General features: G+C 71.9%; 18 protein-coding genes and 2 pseudogenes. 9 read left to right on the forward strand and 11 right to left on the reverse strand.

Features of this window, described 5'->3' with window-relative positions; translation table 11 throughout:
• Positions 1-154: 154 nt before the first annotated feature.
• A complete protein-coding gene (locus AC6RUA_RS04745) occupies positions 155-1,717 on the reverse strand; it encodes a long-chain-fatty-acid--CoA ligase (protein ID WP_499814792.1) in 1,563 nt (520 codons plus the stop codon).
• Positions 1,718-1,834: 117 nt separating this feature from the next.
• On the opposite strand from AC6RUA_RS04745, the gene AC6RUA_RS04750 reads away from it, so the two are divergent.
• Positions 1,835-2,290 (forward strand): halocyanin domain-containing protein, encoded by a 456-nt coding sequence (locus tag AC6RUA_RS04750; RefSeq protein ID WP_499814793.1) that lies wholly within the window; start codon positions 1,835-1,837, stop codon positions 2,288-2,290.
• A gap of 46 nt (positions 2,291-2,336) precedes the next feature.
• Here the strand turns inward: AC6RUA_RS04750 and AC6RUA_RS04755 are convergent, their stop codons facing one another.
• Positions 2,337-3,410 carry a mandelate racemase/muconate lactonizing enzyme family protein gene (locus AC6RUA_RS04755; RefSeq protein ID WP_499814794.1) on the reverse strand — a complete coding sequence of 358 codons (1,074 nt, stop codon included), beginning with the start codon at positions 3,408-3,410 and terminating at the stop codon, positions 2,337-2,339.
• 1 nt (position 3,411) lies between these two features.
• The gene (locus AC6RUA_RS04760) at positions 3,412-4,353 is read right to left on the reverse strand and encodes a 1,4-dihydroxy-2-naphthoate polyprenyltransferase (protein ID WP_499814795.1); all 942 of its coding nucleotides are present in this window, start codon (positions 4,351-4,353) and stop codon (positions 3,412-3,414) included.
• A 116-nt stretch (positions 4,354-4,469) separates the two neighbouring features.
• On the opposite strand from AC6RUA_RS04760, the gene AC6RUA_RS04765 reads away from it, so the two are divergent.
• The gene (locus AC6RUA_RS04765; RefSeq protein WP_499814796.1) at positions 4,470-5,210 is read left to right on the forward strand and encodes an MFS transporter; all 741 of its coding nucleotides are present in this window, start codon (positions 4,470-4,472) and stop codon (positions 5,208-5,210) included.
• A pseudogene (locus AC6RUA_RS04770) lies at positions 5,210-5,668 on the forward strand (MFS transporter); the annotation flags it as partial. The gene AC6RUA_RS04765 and the pseudogene AC6RUA_RS04770, both read left to right, overlap by 1 nt.
• Positions 5,669-5,794: 126 nt before the next feature.
• Here AC6RUA_RS04770 and AC6RUA_RS04775 read toward each other — a convergent pair.
• The gene (locus AC6RUA_RS04775; RefSeq protein WP_499814797.1) at positions 5,795-6,970 is read right to left on the reverse strand and encodes an MFS transporter; all 1,176 of its coding nucleotides are present in this window, start codon (positions 6,968-6,970) and stop codon (positions 5,795-5,797) included.
• Between the two features lie 149 nt (positions 6,971-7,119).
• Positions 7,120-8,046, reverse strand: coding sequence for a 1,4-dihydroxy-2-naphthoyl-CoA synthase (locus AC6RUA_RS04780; protein WP_499814798.1), 927 nt, complete (start codon positions 8,044-8,046; stop codon positions 7,120-7,122).
• 220 nt (positions 8,047-8,266) lie between these two features.
• Between AC6RUA_RS04780 and AC6RUA_RS04785 the strand changes: the two genes are divergently transcribed.
• Complete coding sequence (locus AC6RUA_RS04785; protein WP_499814799.1) at positions 8,267-9,616, forward strand: outer membrane protein assembly factor BamB family protein; 1,350 nt, start codon at positions 8,267-8,269, stop codon at positions 9,614-9,616.
• 189 nt (positions 9,617-9,805) lie between these two features.
• Here AC6RUA_RS04785 and menD read toward each other — a convergent pair whose 3' ends face one another.
• From menD to AC6RUA_RS04805, 4 genes are all read right to left on the reverse strand, one after another.
• Entirely contained in the window at positions 9,806-11,569 is a 1,764-nt protein-coding gene (menD, locus tag AC6RUA_RS04790) for a 2-succinyl-5-enolpyruvyl-6-hydroxy-3-cyclohexene-1-carboxylic-acid synthase (RefSeq protein ID WP_499814800.1), read from the reverse strand.
• Between the two features lie 97 nt (positions 11,570-11,666).
• Positions 11,667-12,038: a DUF4112 domain-containing protein gene (locus AC6RUA_RS04795; protein ID WP_499814801.1), complete on the reverse strand. Its 372-nt coding sequence runs from the start codon at positions 12,036-12,038 to the stop codon at positions 11,667-11,669.
• Complete coding sequence (locus AC6RUA_RS04800; RefSeq protein ID WP_499814802.1) at positions 12,035-12,313, reverse strand: UPF0058 family protein; 279 nt, start codon at positions 12,311-12,313, stop codon at positions 12,035-12,037. The genes AC6RUA_RS04795 and AC6RUA_RS04800 overlap by 4 nt, the downstream gene beginning before the upstream one ends.
• Positions 12,314-12,394: 81 nt before the next feature.
• Positions 12,395-12,610 carry a ribbon-helix-helix domain-containing protein gene (locus AC6RUA_RS04805; protein ID WP_499814803.1) on the reverse strand — a complete coding sequence of 72 codons (216 nt, stop codon included), beginning with the start codon at positions 12,608-12,610 and terminating at the stop codon, positions 12,395-12,397.
• Positions 12,611-12,795: 185 nt separating this feature from the next.
• Here AC6RUA_RS04805 and AC6RUA_RS04810 point away from each other — a divergent pair.
• Both AC6RUA_RS04810 and AC6RUA_RS04815 read left to right on the forward strand, forming a co-directional pair.
• Positions 12,796-13,388, forward strand: a pseudogene (locus AC6RUA_RS04810) (sulfite oxidase-like oxidoreductase).
• A 128-nt stretch (positions 13,389-13,516) separates the two neighbouring features.
• A complete protein-coding gene (locus tag AC6RUA_RS04815) occupies positions 13,517-14,875 on the forward strand; it encodes an isochorismate synthase (RefSeq protein WP_499814804.1) in 1,359 nt (452 codons plus the stop codon).
• 139 nt (positions 14,876-15,014) lie between these two features.
• On the opposite strand, the gene AC6RUA_RS04820 is transcribed toward AC6RUA_RS04815, so the two are convergent.
• A complete protein-coding gene (locus AC6RUA_RS04820; protein WP_499814805.1) occupies positions 15,015-16,331 on the reverse strand; it encodes a DUF7282 domain-containing protein in 1,317 nt (438 codons plus the stop codon).
• 137 nt (positions 16,332-16,468) lie between these two features.
• On the opposite strand from AC6RUA_RS04820, the gene AC6RUA_RS04825 reads away from it, so the two are divergent.
• The gene (locus AC6RUA_RS04825; RefSeq protein ID WP_499814806.1) at positions 16,469-18,106 is read left to right on the forward strand and encodes a flippase activity-associated protein Agl23; all 1,638 of its coding nucleotides are present in this window, start codon (positions 16,469-16,471) and stop codon (positions 18,104-18,106) included.
• Positions 18,107-18,199: 93 nt separating this feature from the next.
• Here the strand turns inward: AC6RUA_RS04825 and AC6RUA_RS04830 are convergent, their stop codons facing one another.
• Positions 18,200-19,156 carry a transcription initiation factor IIB gene (locus AC6RUA_RS04830; protein ID WP_499814807.1) on the reverse strand — a complete coding sequence of 319 codons (957 nt, stop codon included), beginning with the start codon at positions 19,154-19,156 and terminating at the stop codon, positions 18,200-18,202.
• A gap of 262 nt (positions 19,157-19,418) precedes the next feature.
• Between AC6RUA_RS04830 and AC6RUA_RS04835 the strand changes: the two genes are divergently transcribed.
• Positions 19,419-19,829: a DUF7961 family protein gene (locus tag AC6RUA_RS04835; RefSeq protein WP_499814808.1), complete on the forward strand. Its 411-nt coding sequence runs from the start codon at positions 19,419-19,421 to the stop codon at positions 19,827-19,829.
• Positions 19,822-20,460, forward strand: coding sequence for an METTL5 family protein (locus AC6RUA_RS04840; RefSeq protein WP_499814809.1), 639 nt, complete (start codon positions 19,822-19,824; stop codon positions 20,458-20,460). The genes AC6RUA_RS04835 and AC6RUA_RS04840 overlap by 8 nt, the downstream gene beginning before the upstream one ends.

The following is a 20,460-nucleotide window of genomic DNA, read 5'->3' on the forward strand; positions in this document are numbered from 1 at the left end:
GTGGATTGCCGGAGTCCGCCTAAACTCTTGTTATGTTTCGGACGACGGCTCCCTGCGGGCGCCGCGGCTACGGGGCCGCGCCAGTCGAGTGGAGGCGAGCGCGGGTCGAGGACGAACGCAGACGAAGCTGGCGACTCCCGGCACCCCGCCCGCGCTACCGCTCCCGGAGCGCGAACTTCTGGACCTTCCCGGTCGTCGTCCGCGGCAGTTCCTCGACGAACGCCACCTCGCGCGGGTGTTTGTACTCCGCGAGGTTGTCCAGACAGAACTGGCGTAGTTCGTCGGCGGTGACCGACGCGCCGGGGCGCGTCACGACGAACGCCTTCACCGTCTCTCCCCGCCGGTCGTCGGGAATCCCGACGACGGCGACGTCGGCGACCGCCTCGTGTTCGAACAGGAGTTCCTCCACCTCGCGGGGGTAGACGTTGTAGCCCGCTGTGTTTATCATGTGCGTCTGCCGGTCGACGACGTAGTAGAACCCGTCCGCGTCGTGGTAGCCGATGTCGTCGGTGTGGAACCACCGCGTGCCGCCGCGCTCGGTGAACGCGGCCTCCGTGTCCGCGGGGCGGTCGTGGTACCCCTTCATCACGTTCGCCCCGGCGACGACGAGTTCGCCCGTCACGTCGTCGAGGTCGGTCTCCGCCTCGTCGAGCGGACCGCGCTCGACGGGGGGTACCTCGTTGAACTCCTCGTCGACGACCATCGCGGAGACGCCGGGGAGCGTCCGGCCGATGGAGCCGACGCGCCGACCCTCGCCGGGGCTGTTGAAGTGGGTCACCGGGCTGGTCTCGGTCAGCCCGTACCCCTCGTATATCTCCGCGTCGAACAGGTCCTCGAACCGCCGGAGCACCTCCGTCGGGATGCCCGCGCCGCCGACGCCGCACATCCGGAGCGACGAGAGCGAGCGGTCCTCTGCGTCCGGCTGGTTGACGACGTCGTTGTACATCGCCGGCACGCCGTGCATCATCGTGAGCTCCTCGGACTCGACGAGGTCCATCGCCTCCTGTGCGTCCCACGAGGGGAGCGGGTGGTACGACGCGCCGGCGAACAGCGTCGCGTTCATCACGACCGTCATCCCGTAGATGTGGAACAGCGGTAGCACGCCCAGTTGACGGTCGTCGGACCGGATGCCGTCGACCGGGAGCGTCGCCGCCATCTCCGCGTTCGACCGGAGGTTCTCGTGGGTGAGCAACACCCCCTTCGGCGTCCCGGTCGTCCCCGAGGTGTACGGCTGGCAGGCGACGTCGCCGTCGTCGCGCGCGACCGTCTCGAACGCCGGGTCGCCGCAGAACGACTCGAAGCTCTCCGTCCCGGGTTCCGGGTCGGCCTCGCCGACGGTCACCACCCGCTCGACTGCCGTCTCCTCGCGCACCTCCTCGACGAACGGCACCAGGTCGGGGAGACAGACGACGACGCTCGCGTCCGAGTCCGACAGCAGGTGCTCGATCTCGCGCGCCTTGTACTGGGGGTTCATCGGGACGACGACCCCGCCCGCCCGGAGCGTCCCGTGGAACCCGACGACGAACTGCGGGAGGTTCGGGAGGTACAGCCCCACCCGGTCGCCCGGCCCGACGCCGGCGTCGTCGAGACCGGACGCGAACGCGCCGACCATGCCCCAGAGGTCGGCGTAACTGTGCGTCTCGCCCCGGAACCCGACGGCGGTCGCCTCTCCGCGGTCCGCCGCGGTCTCGGCGACGTTCCTGACAAGATTTGCCATGCCAATGCAGGTCGGAGGGTCGGAGCTAAAGTCTTTCCCGCGCCGGGAAGCCGGAGCGAGTACGAGCGGCGCGGGAAGTCGTCGGAGTCATTATCCGGCCGGCGAGTAGGCTACCCGATGACGAGGAACGCGGAGCGGACGACGCGGCGAGCGCTGCTCGCGGGCTGTGCCTCCGGAGTCGCCGCGCTCGCCGGGTGCGTGTCGGGTCTCGGCGACGACGGCTCGACGGGAGGCGAGTACGGCGGCTGGATGGAGGACGTACCGAACTACGAGGGAACGGTCGACAGGACCGGCCGGTCCGAGGTGACGGTGCGGGTGGGCGCGGGCGACGGCTTCGTGTTCGACCCGGCGGCCGTCGCCGTCGCCCCCGGGACGACCGTCCGCTGGGAGTGGACGGGAAGGGGGAGTCAGCACAACGTCGTCGAGGACGGCGGCGACTACGAGAGCGAGTTGAAAGCCGCCGAGGGGGCGACGTTCACCCACACCTTCGAGGAGACGGGCGCCTCGAAGTACTACTGCTCCCCCCACGAGAACCTCGGGATGAAGGGCGTCGTCGACGTGCGGGAGGAGTGACGGAGCGGCGGGACCGGCGAACCCGAGCGGCGGTCGGCCCGCCCGGTCACGCCAGTCCGTCGAACGCGTCGCCGGCGATTCCTGGCCCCTCGGGCACGCTGACGTGACCGTCCGCGACCGGCGCGGGGTCCGCGGCCACGTCCTCGGCGAGCAGGTCGGCGGTCGCCAGCCCGTGTGCGCGGGCGTCGGCGTCCGGGAGCGCCGCCGCGAGGTGGACCGCCGCGGTCCGGGCGACGACGGCGTCGACGGTCGTGGTGACGACCGGGGCCACCTCCCGCGCGTGGAGGTGTCGCGCGAGCGACGCCGTCGCGGCCGGGCCGCCCTGTGCCATCGGTTTCAGTACGACCACGTCGGCGTACTCGGCTATCGGCCGGGGCCAGTCTCCCGACCCGTTCACCGACTCGTCGAGCGCGATACCCACCCCGTGGCCCCGGAGCGCCGCGTGGCCGTCGTGGTCGTCGGCCGGGAGGGGCTGTTCGACGTACTCGAATCCGAGCGACGCGAGCGCGTCCACCGCCCGGTCGGCGTCGCCGAACTCCCACGCCCCGTTGGCGTCGGCCCGGAGCGTCACCGCGTCGCCGACGGCCGCCCGGACCGCCTCGAGACGGTCGAGGTCGGCGTCCAGCGAGCGAGCGCCGACCTTGAGTTTGAGGCAGTCGAACCCGTCCGCGACGGCCGACTCGGCCGCCGCGACCGTCTCCGCGAGCGACCCGTCGCCGACGGTGGCGTTGACGGGGACGGAGTCGACCGGGTCAACGTCGAGGAGCGCCCGGTCCGCGAGCCACGCCGAAAGGGGGACAGCCTCGCGTCTGGCGGCGGCGTCGGCCCGACCGAGCGAGACCGCGTGTCGGGCGGCCGCGGGCAGGTCGTCGAGCGCGACGGTCGCCCCTCGGTGGAGCGTCTCGCGGACCTCGTCGAGTGCGCCCCGGCACGCGTCGAACCCCTCCGTCCACGGCGGGAGTGGCGCCGCTTCGCCCACGCCGCGCAGGGGCACACCGCCGTCGTCCTCGCCGTCGAGTGCGACGACCACGACCCGCCGTACCGACATCTCGCCGGCCCCGGTGACGAGCGGCGACCGGAGCGGGAGGGAGTACTCGCGGAGGCGGAGGTCGACCGCCATCTCAGACCGCCAGCCCCACGGCGAACAGGAGCGCGAACGCCGCGAGGAGCTTCCCGGTCCGCTCCAGCGCGGGGTTGAGCGCCTCGCCGCTCGTCTCGGTCAGGACCGTCCGGGTCACGAGCGCCGCGTACGGCAGCGTGAGGAGCGGGAGCAGCGTCGTGAGGTCGCCCGTCGAGACGGCGAAGACGACCGGGACGGTGTACGCCATCCCGAGTAGGAGGACGTACTGGGCGCGCGAGAAGCCGTAGCCGAACCGCACGGCGAGCGTCCGCTTGCCCGTCGTCGCGTCCTCCTCTCTGTCCCTGACGTTGTTCACGACGAGGATGTCCGTCGAGATGCCCGCGACGGGGAGCGCGGCCACGAGCGCGGCCACCGGGACGAGTTCGGCGCGCGGGACCAGCGTGAAGAACTCGACGCCGAGCGCGGCCGCCGCCTGCACGTAGTACGTGCCGGCGACGGCGACCAGCCCGAAGAAGACGAAGACGAACAGGTCGCCCAGCCCGTGGTAGCCGAGCGGGTACGGTCCGCCGGTGTACGCGACGCCGGCGGCGACCGACAGCAGACCGACGACGAGGATGGGGAGGCCGCCGACGGAGACGAGGTACGTGCCGACGAGGACGGCCGCGGCGAACGTGAGCCACATCGCGCGTTTCACCTCGGCGGGGTCGATGATGCCGCCGGCGGTGACGCGGGTGAACCCCTCGCGCGCCTCGGTGTCGGCGCCCTGTACGGCGTCGTAGTAGTCGTTCGCGAAGTTCGTCCCCACCTGGATGAGCGCGGCTCCGACGAGCGCGAACAACAGCGGGAGCGGCCGGAACACGCCGTCGCGGAGCGCCAGTCCCGCCCCGACCGCGACCGGCGCGAGCGCGGCGGGCATCGTCTGCGGGCGGGCGGCGACGAGCCACGCCCGCCGGCGGGTCAGTTCCTCCGTTCCCGTACTCATTGGTGTCCGTCGGCGTGCCGCGGGGGTGAAAGTTCGGGTTTCACCCCGGCCGCGGCGCCCGCTTCACCGCCACCGGTAGCTTCTCGGATTCCGGTCACCGACTCCCGGTCATCGACGTGTCCTCGCCCGGCCCCGCCGCCTCGACCGCCCGCCGCGAGACCGCCCTCGTGGTCGGTCTCGTCAGCGGGTCACACGCGGTGAACCACGCGTACCTCGTGCTGTTCCCGCCCGTCCTCGGCGTGCTCGCCGTCGCGTTCGACGTGACGCTCGCCCAGTTGGGGTTCGCCATCGGCGTGCAGGCGTTCGTCAACACCGTCTTCCAACTTCCGTACGGCCACCTCGCCGACACGCGCGACCGGACGCTCGCGCTCGGGTTCTGTCTCGGCTTCGGCTCGCTCGGCGTGCTCGTCATCGCCGCCGCGCCGACGTTCGAGTGGGTCGTCGCCGGACAGGCGCTCGTCGGGCTCGGCGTCGCCGGACACCACCCCTCGCACTTCCCCCTCCTCGCGGACGCGACGCCGGAGTCGGAACGCGCGCGGGCGTTCAGCATCCACGGCTTCGCCGGCAACCTCGGGTTCGCCGCGCCGCCCGTGCTCATCACGGCCGTCATCGCGCTCCCCGGGGCGACGTGGCGCGACGCGTTCGCACTCGTCGGCGGTCTGGGCCTCGCGCTCGGCGTCGTCTGCGTCGCGACGCTCCGCCTGTCGTCTCCCCGTCGGTCCGCCGGCCGCACCGCTCGGCCGCGGACGCCGGCGCGGCGTCGCTCGGCTCGCGGCTCCGCGCGGGCGTCGACTCGATGCGCGCCGCGCCGGGTATTCTCGGTCTCGGGGCGTTCGCGCTCGTCGCCTCGACGATGATGTGGGGCGTGACGACGTACGTCGTCGTCCTGCTCACCGACGGCTACGGACTCGCCGCGGGGACGGCGAACCTCGCGCTCTCGGCGTCGTTCGTCGTCGGCGCCGGGTTCGTCCTCCTCGGGGGCGGCCTCACCGACCGGTTCCGACCCGGTCCCATCCTCGTCGGGAGCTACGCGCTGGTCACGGCGTTCGTGTTCGCGCTCGCCTCGATGGCGGTCCCGCCGCTGGCGGCGGCCGCCTGCGCCGTCTTCGCGGGCAGCGTCGGGAGCCTCGCCATGCCCGCGCGCGACAAACTCGCCGACGCGCTCTCCGAGCGCGGCGACGTCGGCCGGAACTTCGCGGTCATCACCGTCGGACTCATGGTCGGGAACACCGTCGCCGCGCCGCTGTTCGGCGCGCTCATCGAGGCGCGGGGGTTCCGGACGGCGTTCCTCGCGGTGGGCGCCGTCGGGGTGGTCTGCGTGCTCCTCGTGGGGCGCTCGTCTCCCGCGTCGACTCCGAGTCGACCGACGCGACGGCGGCGTGACCGACGGACGGCGGGGTCCCGGCGTTCCCGCGTCGCTCTCGTTGCGCCGCGTCCCACCTCACGGCCGTCCGCCGCTCGCCGCGGCGAGCGCCGCCGCCGCGACGGCGACGCCCCCCGCCGCGAGGAGGAGGGGCGCGTAGCCGACGCCGGCCGTGACCGCCAGTCCGACGAAGACGACGGGACCGGTCGTCCGCCCGAGGAACGTCGTGCTGTTTCGCAGGCTCAACGCGCCGGCGCGATACTGCGCGGGAGTCCGGTCGCTCAGCGCCGCGTCGACGCTCGGCAGGAGCAGGCCGATGCCGCCCCCGACGAATACGACGGCGACGGCGACGAACGCCGGCGTCGGCGCGAGCCACGCGAACAGGAACCCCACGCCGTAGCAGGCGAAGCCGGCAGCGACGAGTCGTGCCGTCGAGAGCCGCCGCGACAGTCGCCCGCTCAGCGCCGCCGCGACCATCGAGGCGACTTCGGCCGCCAACAGCACGAGGCCGACGAACAGGGGCGACGTTGCCGGTTCGAGGACGAACGGCAGGGTGGTGAACACCACGCCGAACGCCAGGAACTCCGTGAGGAACGTCACGCCGAACAGGGCCAGCGTCGGCGGCGCGGCGACGGCGCGGACGGCGGCGTGGAGGTACGCGACCCCCCGGTCGCCGGCGGGACGCGGCGGCTCTCTCAGCGCGAGGTACGCGAACAGCGCGACCGGGACGGCCGCGAAGTACGCGAGGAACGGGGCGTTCCACGAGACGGCGACGAGCGCGCCACCGAGCACCGGGTACGCCGCCGCCGCCGCGGAGAGGACGGCGACGTTGACGCCGAGGACGGCGTTGCGCCGGACCCCCTCGTAGCTGTCGCCGACGATGGTGACCGTCGTGATGAAGATGGCCGCGGCGGCGGTCCCCTGCGCGACCCGGAGCGCCATCACCGCGCCGAACGAGGGCGCGAACGCCATCCCACCGCCGAGCAGGCCGAACGCCGCGAGGCCGGCGACGAGCACGCGCTTGCGCCCGACGCGGTCGGCGAGCAGACCGACGAGCGGCGAGAGCAGGATGCCGGAGACGAAGTAGCCGCTCACGAGCCAGCTCGCCTGCAGTTCCGTCAGTCCGAACGCGTCGCGGAACGCCGGGAGCGCCGGGCTGATTAGCGGGACGCCCAGCGGCGCGAGCGCGGTGCTCGCGAGGACGACCTGGACGGTGCGCGAGCGCCACGGGACACTCGCGTCGTCGGAACTCACGGGCCGACCGGGCGCTGGAGGTTCGACGGGACGATGCATCGGTTCGACAGTCGGCGTGGTACGGTGTCGCCGGGCAAGAGTTTCACTGAGACGACTGGAATCGGAACCAATGAGCCGCGAGCCACGAGGCGCGGACCGCGAGGCGGCGCTCAGTAGTGCCAGGGGTACGCCGAGAAGTCGGGGTCGCGCCCCTCGAGGAAGGCGTCGCGCCCCTCGCGCGCCTCGGGGGTCGTGTACGCGAGGCGGGTCGCCTCGCCCGCGAACACCTGCTGACCGACGAGTCCGTCGTCGGTCATGTTGAACGCGTACTTGAGCATCCGCATCGCCGTCGGCGACTTGTCCGTCATCTCGTCGGCCCACTCCAGCGCGACGTCCTCCAGTTCGTCGTGGGGTATCGCCTCGTTCGCCATCCCCATCTCCACCGCCTCCTGGGCCGAGTAGGTCTTCCCGCGGAAGAACACCTCGCGGGCGCGCTTCTGGCCCACCTGTTTGGCCAGGTACGCCGACCCGAACCCGCCGTCGAAACTCGCCACGTCGGGGTCGGTCTGGAGGAACTTCGCGTGGTCGGCGCTGGCGAGCGTGAGGTCACAGACCACGTGCAGCGAGTGGCCGCCGCCGACCGCCCACCCCGGGACGACGGCGACGACCGGTTTGGGCATGAACCGGACGAGTCGCTGGACCTCCAAGATGTGCAGGCGGCCGGCCTTCGCCTGTCGGACGAGTTCGTCGTCGCCCTCGCGGTACTCGTAGCCCTCGCGGTACTCGTAGCCCGACTCGCCGCGGACCGACTGGTCGCCGCCCGCGCAGAACGCCCAGCCGCCGTCCTTCGGCGAGGGACCGTTCCCGGTCAGGAGGACGCAGCCCACGTCTGCGCGTTTCCGGGCGTCGTCGAGCGCCGCGTACAACTCGTCCACCGTGCCGGGCCGGAACGCGTTGCGCACCTCCGGCCGGTCGAACGCGATTCGAACGGTGGGGGAGTCGACCGCCCGGTGGTAGGTGACGTCGTCGAACGCGTCGCTGCCGTCGACCGGGTCCCAGCGGTCGGGGTCGAAAGTCTCGGAGACGGTGTCGCTCACGACCGGACGCCCGGGGGGAGCGCGCAAAAAGGTGTACCACCGCACCGTCCGCACTCCCGCCACGCCGCGTTCGCTCACACCACCGTCGTCCCGCCGACCCGTCCTCCGACCGCGCCGCCGCCCGTCGGTCGTCCGGACACGTCGCCACGCTCCCGCCGACGCGTCCCCGTGCTCCCGCGGCCACCACAAGACACATATCGGCGGTCAGGAAGGTCGGGACATGGTCTCCCGACGAACCACCCTCCGACTCGGCGGCGCCGCCCTCCTCGGCCTCGCCGGCTGTACCGACCGGAGCGGCGGCGGTGGAACCCCGACCCCGACCCCGGTTCCGACCGACGACCCGACGCCCACCGGCGAACCGACCACCGCGGACCCGACCGGGAACGGCTCGCCGACGGGCGAGGAGCGAGACGTCACCGTCGAGGGCGCAGACCCGACGTGGACCCGCGCGCTCGACGCGCCGCTGCGGAGCGACCCCCTATACCTCGACGGCCGAGTGGTCGTCGCCGCCGGCCCGCGGGTACACGCACTCGACGCCGCGACCGGCGAGACGGCGTGGACGCTCGAACCGCCCACGGCCGCGGTACCCGACAAGGACCACGAGCGCCTCGACGCGTCGCTCCGCGTCCACGACGGGACGCTGTACGCGCTCGCCGGCGTGAGCTTCGGCACCGGCGCGAGCGATTACAGGCTCTACGCGCTGACCCCCGACGGCGAGGAACACTGGCGCTACGAGACCGGCATCGGCGGCTTCCACTCGTTCGTCGGGTTCGACGACGGCCGGGTCGTGCTCGCGACGAGCGACGACGCCGTCAGTTCGAATCCGTCGCACCCGGTGTTCGCGGTGGACCTCGAGACCGGGTCGCGCCGGTGGACCGGCGAGAGCGGGGACGCGACGGGCGGGGTCGTCGGTGACGGCGTCGCCGTCGTGGAGACGTACGGCGCGGCAGACTGCTTCGACCTGGAGACCGGCGAGCGCCGCTTCCGGTACGACCCGGACGGCGACGTGGAGGCGACGGCCGTCGGTGACGGACGGGTGTTCGTCGCTCCCGACCGGTTCGGCGGGTCCGCCGACTCCGCCGCCGGGCCGACGCTGGAGGCGCTCTCGGCGACCGACGGGAGCGTCGACTGGGAGCGCTCGGACGCACCCGTCACGTCGCTCCGGTACCACGACGGACTCTACGTCGGCGGGAAGCGCGTCCTCCGTCTCGACGCCGACGGGAGCGAGCGCTGGTCGTACGACGGCGGCGGACTCCTCGCGGGCGTGCCGTTCGACGCGGACGCGCTGTACACCAACGCCGGGTCCCGGGTGGTCGCGCTCGGCCGCGACTCGGGCGAGGAGCGGTGGTCGACGGCCGCCGCCGACCTCGCGATGCCGCGCGCTCGTGCCGGCGGAGCGGTCGTCTCGCACGCCGGCAAGCCCGGCGTGGTGTACGCGCACGACGCGACCGACGGGAGCGAACTGTGGCGCGCGAGCCTCCCGGGCGGCTACGCGCCGACGCCGACCGCCGGTGACGACCGGGCGTACCTGGCGACCACCGACGGACGAATCGTCGAGGTCCCGCTGTAGCTCCGGCTCCGAGACGCCGGGTTTCGTCCGTTCAGGCTCCGTCGGCGTCGGTCGGAGTCAGTGGAGGTGGTGTCTGCCCGATGCTCGGGAGCGTCGTGGCGGACCGCCCGCGCGCCGAGTCCACGAGGCGGACCATCCGCTCGACCGTCGCGGCCGGACACGACCGTTCCGTCTCGGACCCCCATCGTCTCAGTCGAGCGCCCGGACGCGCTCCGCGACGTCGGCCGCGAGTCGCTCGCGCACGCGGTGGCTCGCCTCCGCGTCGCTCGTCACCTCGACGACGTGCGTGCCCCCGCTCGCGACGCTCTCGCGGTACAGGTCGCGGAACCCCTCGCGGTCCGTGCCCTCGACGCGCGCGAACGACAGGTCGTACAGGTCCTCCGTCGCCTCGAAGTCGAGACCGTGCGGCGTCTTGAACTGGCCCGTGAACGGCGGGTCGAACTCCTCGATGGGGAGCATGTGGAAGATGCCGCCGCCGTCGTTGTTGACACAGACGATTGTGGCGTCCACGTCGCACCGACCGAGCGCGAGCAGGCCGTTCGTGTCGTGGTAGTACGCCAGGTCGCCGGTCACGAGCGTCAGGTGGTCGGTCGTCGCCGACCCCGCGCCGAGCGCCGTCGAGACGACGCCGTCGACGCCCGACGCGCCGCGGTTGCCGAGCATCGTCACGGACGTCGCCCGGGGCTCGGCGAACCGGTCGGCGTCGCGCACCGGCATCGAGTTGGAGACGAACACCGTCGCGGGTTCCGGGACCAGTCCCACCACGTCCGCGAGCACGCGCCCCTCGAAGAACGCGTCCTCGTCGGCGACGGCGTCCCAGTGAGCGGCCTCCGCGGCCTCCCAGCGCGCGCGCCAGTCGGCCGAGTCCGGGCCGGCGACGTGGCGCGCGACGACCGCCGCGAGCCGCGAGGGGTCCGCGACCACGAGGTCCGTCGCGGTGAACTCCGCCTCGCGCCAGCCCCCGGCCGGGTCGACGAGGAGCTGTCTGGCGTCGGTCCGCGCGAGGTACTTCCGGAGCGGCTTCGAGGTGGGCGAGGCGCCGACCCGGAGGACCACCTCGGGGTCGGGCCAGTCGTCAACGCCGTCACCCGCGAGCACGCCGTCGTAGCCGCCGAGCACCGGCGCGACGCGCGTCGCGGAGCCGAACCGGAGTCCCGAGAGCGGGTCCGCGAGCACCGGGAACCCGGTGGCGTGCGCCAGCGTCGTCACCGCCTCGGGGTCGAACCCGGGCGGGTCGGCGGGGCCGGCGACGACGAGTCCCCGCTCGGCCGACAGCGCGCGGGCCACCGCGCGCACGTCCGCGCCGTCGAGGACGGCGTGCCCGCGCGTCGTGGAGACGAACGGGCCGTCGCGGCCCCGCGCTGCGAGTTCCGGCAGGTCGTCGGGCACGTCGCCCTCGACCGGTGCGGGCTCTAACGGCTTGCGGAACGGGAGGTTGAGGTGGACCGGACCGGCGGGCGTCCCCTCCGCCGTCGCGACGGCCCGGGCGGCGGTCGTGCGGAGCGAGCGGAGCTTCCTGTCTTCCGCCTCGGGTTCCGGTAGGTCGCGGTACCAGCGGACCGCGTCGCCGTACAGTTTCTCCTGGTCGACGGTCTGGTTCGCGCCCGAGTCCCGGAGCTCCGGGGGGCGGTCCGCGGTGAGCAGGAGGAGCGGGACGCGCCCCTGCGACGCCTCGACCACCGCCGGGTGGAAGTTGGCCGCGGCGGTGCCGGAGGTGCAGACGAGCGGCGTCACCTCGCCCGTCCGGCGGGCGCGCCCCAGCGCGAAGTAGGCGCTCGACCGCTCGTCGAGGTGCGAGAACACCCGGACGTCCTCGTGGCGGTCGAACGCGACGGTGAGCGGCGTGGAGCGCGACCCCGGGGAGATGCAGGCGGCCCGTACGCCCGCCGCGGCCAGTTCGTCGACGAGTGCGCGTGCCCAGAGCGTGTTCCGGTTCGGCGCGCGTCCGGTCATCGGCGGCGCTACGGGGGGCGGGGTGATAGCCGCGGCGGAACGAGGCGAACGGAGGAGCGGCCGCGGCGGCGGAACGAGGTCGGACGGGGACGGTGCGTCAGTCGTCGAGGACGGCGCGTTCGAGCAGGCGCGCGTTCCTCATGTTCGCCTTCCAGGTGACGTCCACCAGGTCCCCGACGACCGGGAGCGACCCGACCACCGCGTCGACGGCCACGTTGAGCAGCATGCGCGCCAGCGTGAGGCGGCCGACGCCGAGGCGGTACGACTCGCCGACGATGAGCAGCGAGGCGAGCAGGGCGATGGCGTCCCCGACGGAGGGGACGAGTCCGACGATGGCGTCGAGACCGATGCGGTAGTTGACGACCGGGAGTTCGACCGACTCGTCCAGCAGGCGCGCGAACCAGCGGACGCGCGCGACGCGTTCCTCGACGTCCCCGCGGTCCGCGGAGCGGGGGAGCGCCGGGGTCATAGTTTGTTCTCCGCGTCCTGTGCCAGTTCCTCCATCCGCTTGCCCACGCGGCCGGCGTTGGAGAACTCGTCTTCCGACATCGCCGACGCGAGCGCGTTCCCCAGCACGAACACCGCGTGTTTGTGCTCGCTCTTCGACTTGTGGACGTGCGAGGGGTCGACCCCGAGGCTGTGGTACGCCTCGAATCGGGTCTCGTCGACGTCTTCGCGCCCGCTGAAGTGCTCCATGATGGTGACCATCTGCTCGTGGAGTTCGAGTAACTCGTCCTTGTGCATGCGCGGGGCTATGCGACCGCCCGAGTTAAGCGTTGTTCGGGAGTCGCTGTCAGCCGACGGGACGTGGGGACCGCGACGACCTCAGAAGACGTACTCGTCGTCGTGGCCCATCATCCCGTCGTCCTCGAACCCGGGTTCGGTGTCCTCGTCCTGCGGACCGCTCGTCTTGTACGCCTTCATCCCGGTCGAGATGAGTTCCTCGATGGCCTCCTCGCGGTTGACGAACTCGCCCTGCTCGACCATCTGGGCGATCTGCATCTCCAAGTGCTCGGGGATGGTGATTTCGACTTTGGGCATCTACCTGCGAGTTTACGGAGCCCGTATAAAAATCCTGCGAGGGCGGTTCCCGTGCGCGAAACGGTTGTTTGCCGAGTCCGGGGCATTGATTACCAGTTCGTGAATCGAAGTTCGTGTTCGCCGTGATTCCGTCCGGGGTGCGCCCGAGTCGGTAGCCTTTGGTGAACGTGACGCGAAGGGCGCGCATGGTCAGCGACGTCACCGGTCTCCACGAGGAGTTCGGCGGGGAACGGCTCCCCCCGGACAGCGCAAGACCGAACGGTTTCCGGTGCTCTCGAAGTCGGGAACGCCCGGCTGGAGCCCCGAGACGTGGGAGTTCGAGGTGTGGGGCGCGGTCGAGGAGCCGCTCTCGTTCGACTACGAGGCGTTCACGTCGCTCCCGAGCGTCACACAGCGGCAGGACTTCCACTGCGTCACCGGCTGGTCGAAGTTCGACTGCGAGTTCACCGGTGTGCGGTTCCCGGACCTCGCCGAGCGGGCGAGCGTGCGCGACGGCGTCGAACACGTGATGTTCCACGCGCTCGACAGCTACACGACGAACCTGTCGCTCGCGGACTGCGACCGCGAGGAGGTCCTGTTCGTGTACCGGTACGACGGCGACCCGCTCCCGGAGGACCACGGCGGCCCCCTCCGGGTCGTCACCCCCCACAAGTACGCCTACAAGGGCGCGAAGTGGGTCACCGGCGTCGAGTTCCTCACCGACGCCGAGCGGGGGTACTGGGAGAAGCGGGGGTACTCGAACACGGCGAACCCGTGGAACGAGGAGCGGTACAGCTAGTCGCTCGCGCGGCGGCCGCGTGAAGCGACCGTCCGGAGTCGGTCGAGGACGGCCGTCGTGACGGGGGAGAACCCGCCCGCGACGCCGTAACCAGAGGGGTCAAGAGCGTCCCACTCGAACCGCCGGTGATGACCCAGCCGGACGCCGAAGAACGGGAGCGAGTCCCGGCCCGGCCCGCGGCCGACGCGACGCTCGTCAGCCGGAGTCGTGAGGTGTCGGACGTCTCGTTTCGCGCGTTCCTCGCCGACCAGACGAGTCCGCGCGTCCACTGGGCCTCGCCCGCCGGGCTGGAACTCGTCGGCGGCGGCGCGGCCGTCCGCCTCGTCGCCGACGGTCCCGACCGGTTCGAGCGCCTGCGCGCGGGCGCCGCGACGGTCTTCTCCGACGCCGACCGCGAGGGGCCGGCGGTCACGCGACCCCGGATGCTCGGGGGCCTCTCGTTCGACGCCGACCACGACCCGGACGCCACGTGGGCCGGCTTCCCGGCGGCGTCGTTCGTCCTCCCGGCGACCCAGCTCACCCGCGGCGACGAGGGGACGTACCTCACCGTCAACCGCTACGGTGCCGACGCCACGGCGGCGGTCGCCGAGCGCGACTTGGACGCCGCCCACGAGGCGCTGTCGGACCTGCCGATGATGCGCCCGAGCGGCGGCAAGCCCGGCGTCACCGGCACGCGCTGGCGGACGCCGAGAGCCGAGTGGACCGCGCAGGTCGAGCGCTGCGTCGAGCGCATCCGCGCGGGCGACCTGCGGAAGGTGGTGCTCGCGACGGCGCTCGACGTGAGGCTGGCGAGCGCGGTGGACATCCCCGACGTGCTCGAACGGCTCAGGCGGACGTACCCCGACTGCTACCGGTTCCTCGTCCAGCCGACCGGCGGCGACGCGTTCTTCGGGCCGCCGCCCGAGCGACTGGTCCGAGTCGACGGCCGGCGCGTCGAGACGGAGGCGCTCGCCGGGTCGATGCCGCGCGGCGACACGCACGAGGCCGACGCGGAGAACGCCCGCTCGCTGCTCGAGAGCGAGAAGCTCCAGCACGAACAGCGGCTCGTCGTCGACACCATCGCCGACCAGCTCGCGGCGTACGGCGAGGTGCGCGAGGGTGAGCAGGGCGTGCGGAAGCTGACGAACATCCAGCACCTCCACACGCCCATCGCGGCCGACCTGGCCGGCGACGAACACGTACTCACGCTCGTCGAGGCGCTCCACCCGACGCCGGCGGTCGGGGGCCTGCCGCTCGCGGACGCTCTCTCGACCATCCGCGAGACCGAGACGTTCGACCGAGGTTGGTACGCCTCGCCGGTCGGCTGGTTCGACGGGACGGGCGACGGCGAGTTCGCGGTCGGCATCCGGTCCGGCGTCGCGGGCGGCGAGCGCGCGACGCTGTTCGCGGGCAACGGCATCGTGGGCGACAGCGACCCGGACGCCGAGTGGGAGGAACTCCAGCCAAAGGTCCGACCCATCGTGGACGAACTGGAACGGGACGACTGAGCCGCCGGTCCTCCGGGGTGTCGTGGACTCGCGCAGAGCCGTCGTCTCGGCGGCGAGCAGTCGCGGCGGAAGAAGGAATTCGTGGGGGACGGAAGAAGAGACCGACGTCGTCGGTTCTCCTGGGACGCGTGAGGAGCGTCTACTCGCGGCGCGCGGCGACGAGCGCGGCGCCGGCGAGCGCGACGAGTGCGGCGACGAGCGTGAAGCCGGGACCGCCGGTCGCGGTCTCCTCGGCCGCGGTCGTCTCCTCACCGCCAGCAGCCGTGGTCTCCTCCATCGCCGTTGTCTCTTCTACTGCGGTCGTCTCCTCGGCTTCGGTAGTTTCGGTGGTCTCGGTGGTCTCGTTGGATTCGGTGGTGGTGTCGTTCGACCCCATCGTGATGTAGGCGGTGTCGGCGACGGCGTTGCCGTTGGAGTTGTTGTACGCGACGTCGACCGTCGCGTTGAACGACCCGTCGCTATCGTTGTCCCGGTGGACCTCGGCCACCGACACGCCCGCCCGTTCGAAGGCGGACGACAGCTCTATCGTGAGGTTCTCGTGGGCGCCGGCGTCGAGCGCGTCGGTGGTCCCGATGACGCCCCCGCTCGAGTTGTAGACGACGACGAACCCGCCGTCGGGGAGGCTGGCGGACTCGACGGTTACCGAGTCGGTCGCCTCCTGGTCGTTGTACGTGAGGCTCGGGGTCGTCGCGTCGACGTCCTCGGCCGCTCCGTCCTCGTCGGACGAGTCGTCGCTGTCGCCGCTGTCGTCAGACGACTCGTCGTCGTCACCGCCGTCGTCGCCGGACGTGTCGTCACTGGCGTTCTCGGCGACCACGAGCGCGGAGTCGTTGATGATGGTCGGGTTGTCGGGGTCGTCGTTCCGGTACGGTCCGTCGAGGACGCTGGAGTTGTTCTCGTGAGTGATCCAGTTGAACGTCGTGTTCCCGCCGCTGGTGTTGGTTTCACCGTATACACCGGCAGTGAGGGTCGTGTTCTCGGTCAGTTCGGACTGGTCGAACGACTGACCCGGGACGTCGGCGTACAGCGTCACCGTTACGTTGCTGTGGTTGCCCGGTTCGAGGTACTCGGACACTCCGATGATGCTGTTGCGGAGACTGTCGCGGTCGTCGGCGAAACTCTCGTTGTGAATCGCGACGTAGCCGTCGTTCTTCAGCGTGACGTTCGTTACGACGACGGTGGTGGTCGCCGTCTGGTTATCGAACGTCACGGAGGTGTCGGCGTGTTTCGCCGTTGCGGTTCCCGTGACGCCGACGACCCCGGCGAACACGCTGAGCAGTAGCAGTGCCGAGAGGAGCGAGGCGCGAGTCTTGTCCGTGTTTCCGATCATGGTTGGTGTGGAGGGCGTATCCGCGACGGGAGACCGTCCGCCCGGACCGAAGCCACGAGCGTAGGTACATGGACCGGTCACACCGACCCTTGAAACCGTTTGTGATAACTGTCCGCGCGCGTTCATGGGAGGAGCGGCGCGAAGAACCGCCGAGGACGCCCGGCTCGAGGGCGTTCGCTCGGGAATCGGGCCACCTCGACGGTGGCACCGGGGAGTCGTCGCGAACCCGAAGACCTACTACCGCGGGGGTGAGACCGCGGGGTATGTCCGAGCGCCGGCCCGCCTCGCGCGACCGCGTTCTGCTCGCGGTCGGCGCGCTCACCCTCCTCGCGCTCCTCGCCCGGTTCGCGTTCCTCGGCCAGCGTCCGTTCCACTGGGGCGAGGGCCGGGTGGGGTACTGGACGCTCCGGTTCCTCGAGTCGGGCGCGTACGAGTACCGACCGGCCGCCGGCGGCCCGTTCCTCTACGTCGTGAACCGCTGGGTGTTCGCGGTCGTCGAGCCCACGGACTTCTCCGCGCGCGCCGTCGTGGCGCTCGTCGGCGGACTGCTCCCGCTCGCGGCGCTCCTGTTCCGCGGGACGCTCCGGGACGACGAGACGGTCGCACTCGCGGCGCTGCTCGCGTTCGACCCGCTCCTGTTGTACTACTCCCGGGCGCTCCGCGGCGACGTACCCGCGGCCGCGTTCGGCCTGCTCGTCGTCGGCGGTCTCGTCCGCTACCGCGACGCCGGGTGGCGAGGCGGACTGTACCTCGCGGCCGCGGCGCTCGCACTCGCGCTCGCCTCATCGGGGTTCGCCGTGGCCTACCCCGTGGTCTGGCTGGCCGCCGGCCTGCTCGTCCTCGACGAGGCGCGGGTCCGGGACGCGCCCGACGCGGCGCGCGAGCGACTGGGCCGCGGCCGGGCGTGGCTCGTCGCGCGCGCGACGCCGTTCGCCCGCGCGCTGTTCGTCTTCCTCGGCGTCGCGCTGTTCTTCTTCGCACCCCGCGCGGCCGGGATGGGCCCGGGGCTGTGGAACCCCACGACGTTCCCGGCGGTCGTGAGCGAGGCGTTCGTCGCCGCGCCGAAGAAGTTCGCACAGCTCAGGTTCGCCTACCGACTCGACAACGCCGGCCACCCGCTGCTCTCCTCGCTGGCCGAGTTCGGCGGGACGCTCGCGGCGACAGCGTGGCCGCTCGTCGTCCTCGGGCTCGTCGGGTTCGTGCTGGAACGGTACGGGCGCGACACCCGCGGGACGGTCGCGTTCGGCGCGTACGCCGCCGGCGTGGGGTTGCTCGTCTTCCCGGTCGCCTCGATGCGCGCCGAGCCGTGGAGCGTCGTCCACGTCCTCCCCCTGGTCGCACTCCCGGGCGCGGTCGGACTCGCGCGCGTCGCCCGTACGCTGTGGGAGCGCGGTGTGAGCGCGCGGACGAACCCCGCGCGACTGGTCGCCGTCCTCCTCGTCGTCACCGCGAGCGTCGTCGCCGTCGGCGCGACCACCGCCGGCGTGTACGCCGCCCCCACGGGGGAGTCGTCGTTCGCGCAGTTCGCACAGCCCGCGGACGACCTGCGCCCGGCGCTCGCGGCGGCAGAACGCGCTATCGAAGACAACGACGACGGTCCGGACGTGGTGTACGTCGGCGACGCCCTCCACACGAACCGGGAGTACTCCCGGCCGCCGGTCCCCCCGTCGGACCAGGAGGGCTGGGGAGCGCGCCTCCCGCTCCAGTGGTACTTCGAGCGGATGGGTGCGGAGACGGCGAGCGCCCGTTCGGCCGCCGGACTCCCCGTGGAACGGCCGCCGGTCGTCGTCACGACGTCGTCCGAACGCGTCGACGTGCACGAACAGTTCGGGGAGTACCGACAGTTCGAACTCCGGCTCGGCCTCTGGAACCGGAACGTCGTGCTGTTCGTCGCCCCCTGACCCGGCGGCGCGGCTGGCGGACGGCGTGAGCGGTACGTCGAAAAGTCGGAGAGTCGAGGCGCCGAGACTGCGGAGGGGTGAGCGGCCGGAGCGTTACCGGAAGCCCATCGCTTCGATCTGTTCCTGGTAGCGGTTGCGGATGGTGACCTCGGTGACCTGCGCGACGTCCGCCACCTCCCGCTGGGTCTTCTTCTCGTTACACAGGAGCGACGCCGCGTAGATGGCCGCCGCGGCGAACCCCGTGGGGGACTTCCCCGACAGGAGTCCCTGCTCGGCGGAGACGTCGATTATCTCGGTCGCTTTCGCCTGCGTCTCCTCGCTCAGGCCGAGCGCGGAGGCGAACCGAGGTACGAACTGCTTGGGGTCGACCGGTTTGAGCTCCAGCCCGAGTTCCTGAGAGATGTAGCGGTACGTCCGTCCGATCTCCTTCTGCTCGACGCGCGACACCTCGGCCACCTCGTCGAGCGAGCGGGGGATGCCCTCCTGCCGGCAGGCGGCGTACAGCGCGGCGGTGGCGACGCCCTCGATGGAGCGACCGCGGATGAGGTCCTCCTTGAGCGCGCGTCGGTAGATGACCGACGCCACCTCCCGCACGGAGCGGGGAACGCCCAGCGCGCTCGCCATGCGGTCGATCTCCGAGAGCGCGAACTGGAGGTTGCGCTCGCCCGCGTCCTTCGTGCGGATGCGTTCCTGCCACTTGCGCAGGCGGTGCATCTGCGACCGCTTCTCCGAGGAGAGCGAGCGCCCGTACGCGTCCTTGTCCTTCCAGTCGATGGTGGTGGTCAGCCCCTTGTCGTGCATCGTCTCCGTCACCGGGGCGCCCACACGCGACTTCGACTGTCGCTCGGAGTGGTTGAACGCGCGCCACTCCGGCCCGCGGTCGATCTGGCGTTCGTCGAGGACGAGCCCGCAGTCGTCACAGACCAGTTCCCCCTGGTCCGCGTCCATGATGACCTCGGCCGACCCGCACTCCGGGCACTCTACCGACTCGTCCGATTGCTTTTCAGACTCCGCTTGCTCCCGCTGTCGCTGTCGGCTCGGACCTTCCATTATAAGTCTTGTGTCGTGGCTCCTATTTAATACTTTGGGTGGCACGGTGGACGGAATACGCGGGACTCGAGCGACGGTTCGCTACTTCCCGGCGTTCGCGCGCTCGACGCGAACCGAAGCGAATATGCCCCCGAATCGGCCGCTCGTTCGACCGGTCTCTGACCCTACGAGCGGCCAGACGGGTAAAGCTACCCGGCCCGCCAGATAACCACTGTGCATTCACAAACGCTTTTGTATTACCGCACTCTATCCGGGGACACGCATGAGCACGAGCACGGCACCGAGTCCGAACGTGGAGCGGGCGGTCGCCGCGAGCGAACCCGCGGACGTAGAGCCGGTCACCATCGACGCCGCGACGCTGGAGTCGACCGCGCCGGAGTACCTGCGCGACTTCCGCGCGGAACTCGACGCGGCGGGCTACCTGCCGGCCGGGCTCCGCATCGAGGCGTGTTTCGCGGCGGACTGTTCCATCGAGACGCAGGCGGAGGCCGACCGCATTCGCGGGCTGGTCCGGGCCGCCTCCTTCCTCGGAGCGAATCGCGTGCGCGTCGTCGCCGAGGAGGTCGCGGAGCCGACGAAGGTGGAACCGGCGCTGGCCGCGCTGGCCGAACGCGCGGAGCGCGAGGGTGTCAGTCTCACGGTGACGGGGCCCGCCAACGTCCGACGTGAGTAGACGGACGCTCGAAGGGAAGCTGGCCGTCGTCGCCGGGTTCACCGACCCGACGGCCTCGCTCGAACAGTATCCGACCCCCGCCGACATCGCCGCCCACGTCGTCCACCTCGCGGACCTCCGGGGCGACATCGCCGGCCGGACCGTCCTCGACCTCGGGACCGGGACCGGCATGCTCGCGCTCGGCGCCGCACTCCGCGGGGCCGCCCGCGTCGTCGGCGTCGAACTCGACCGGGGCGCGCTCGCGGTCGCCCGCGCGAACGAGCGCCGCGTCGGCGCGCGGACGCCGGTCGACTGGCTCCACGCCGACGCGACCCGGCCGCCGCTGTGTCCCGACGGGCCGACGACCGTGGTGATGAACCCGCCGTTCGGCGCACAGGCGGGGAACGAGCACGCCGACCGGCGCTTCCTCGCCGCCGCCGCCGACCTCGCGTCCGTCTCCTACTCGGTCCACAACGCCGGGAGTCGCGCGTTCGTCGAGTCGTTCGCCGCCGACGAGGGGGGGACCGTCACCGACGCGTTCGACGTGACGCTCACACTCGAGCGCCAGTACGACCACCAGACGGCCGAACGGCGCGACCTGGACGCGGAACTGTTCCGCGTCGAGTGGAACGGGGACCGAGACGCGGCCTGA

This window comes from Halorarum sp. SLYT50 (genome assembly GCF_059821265.1).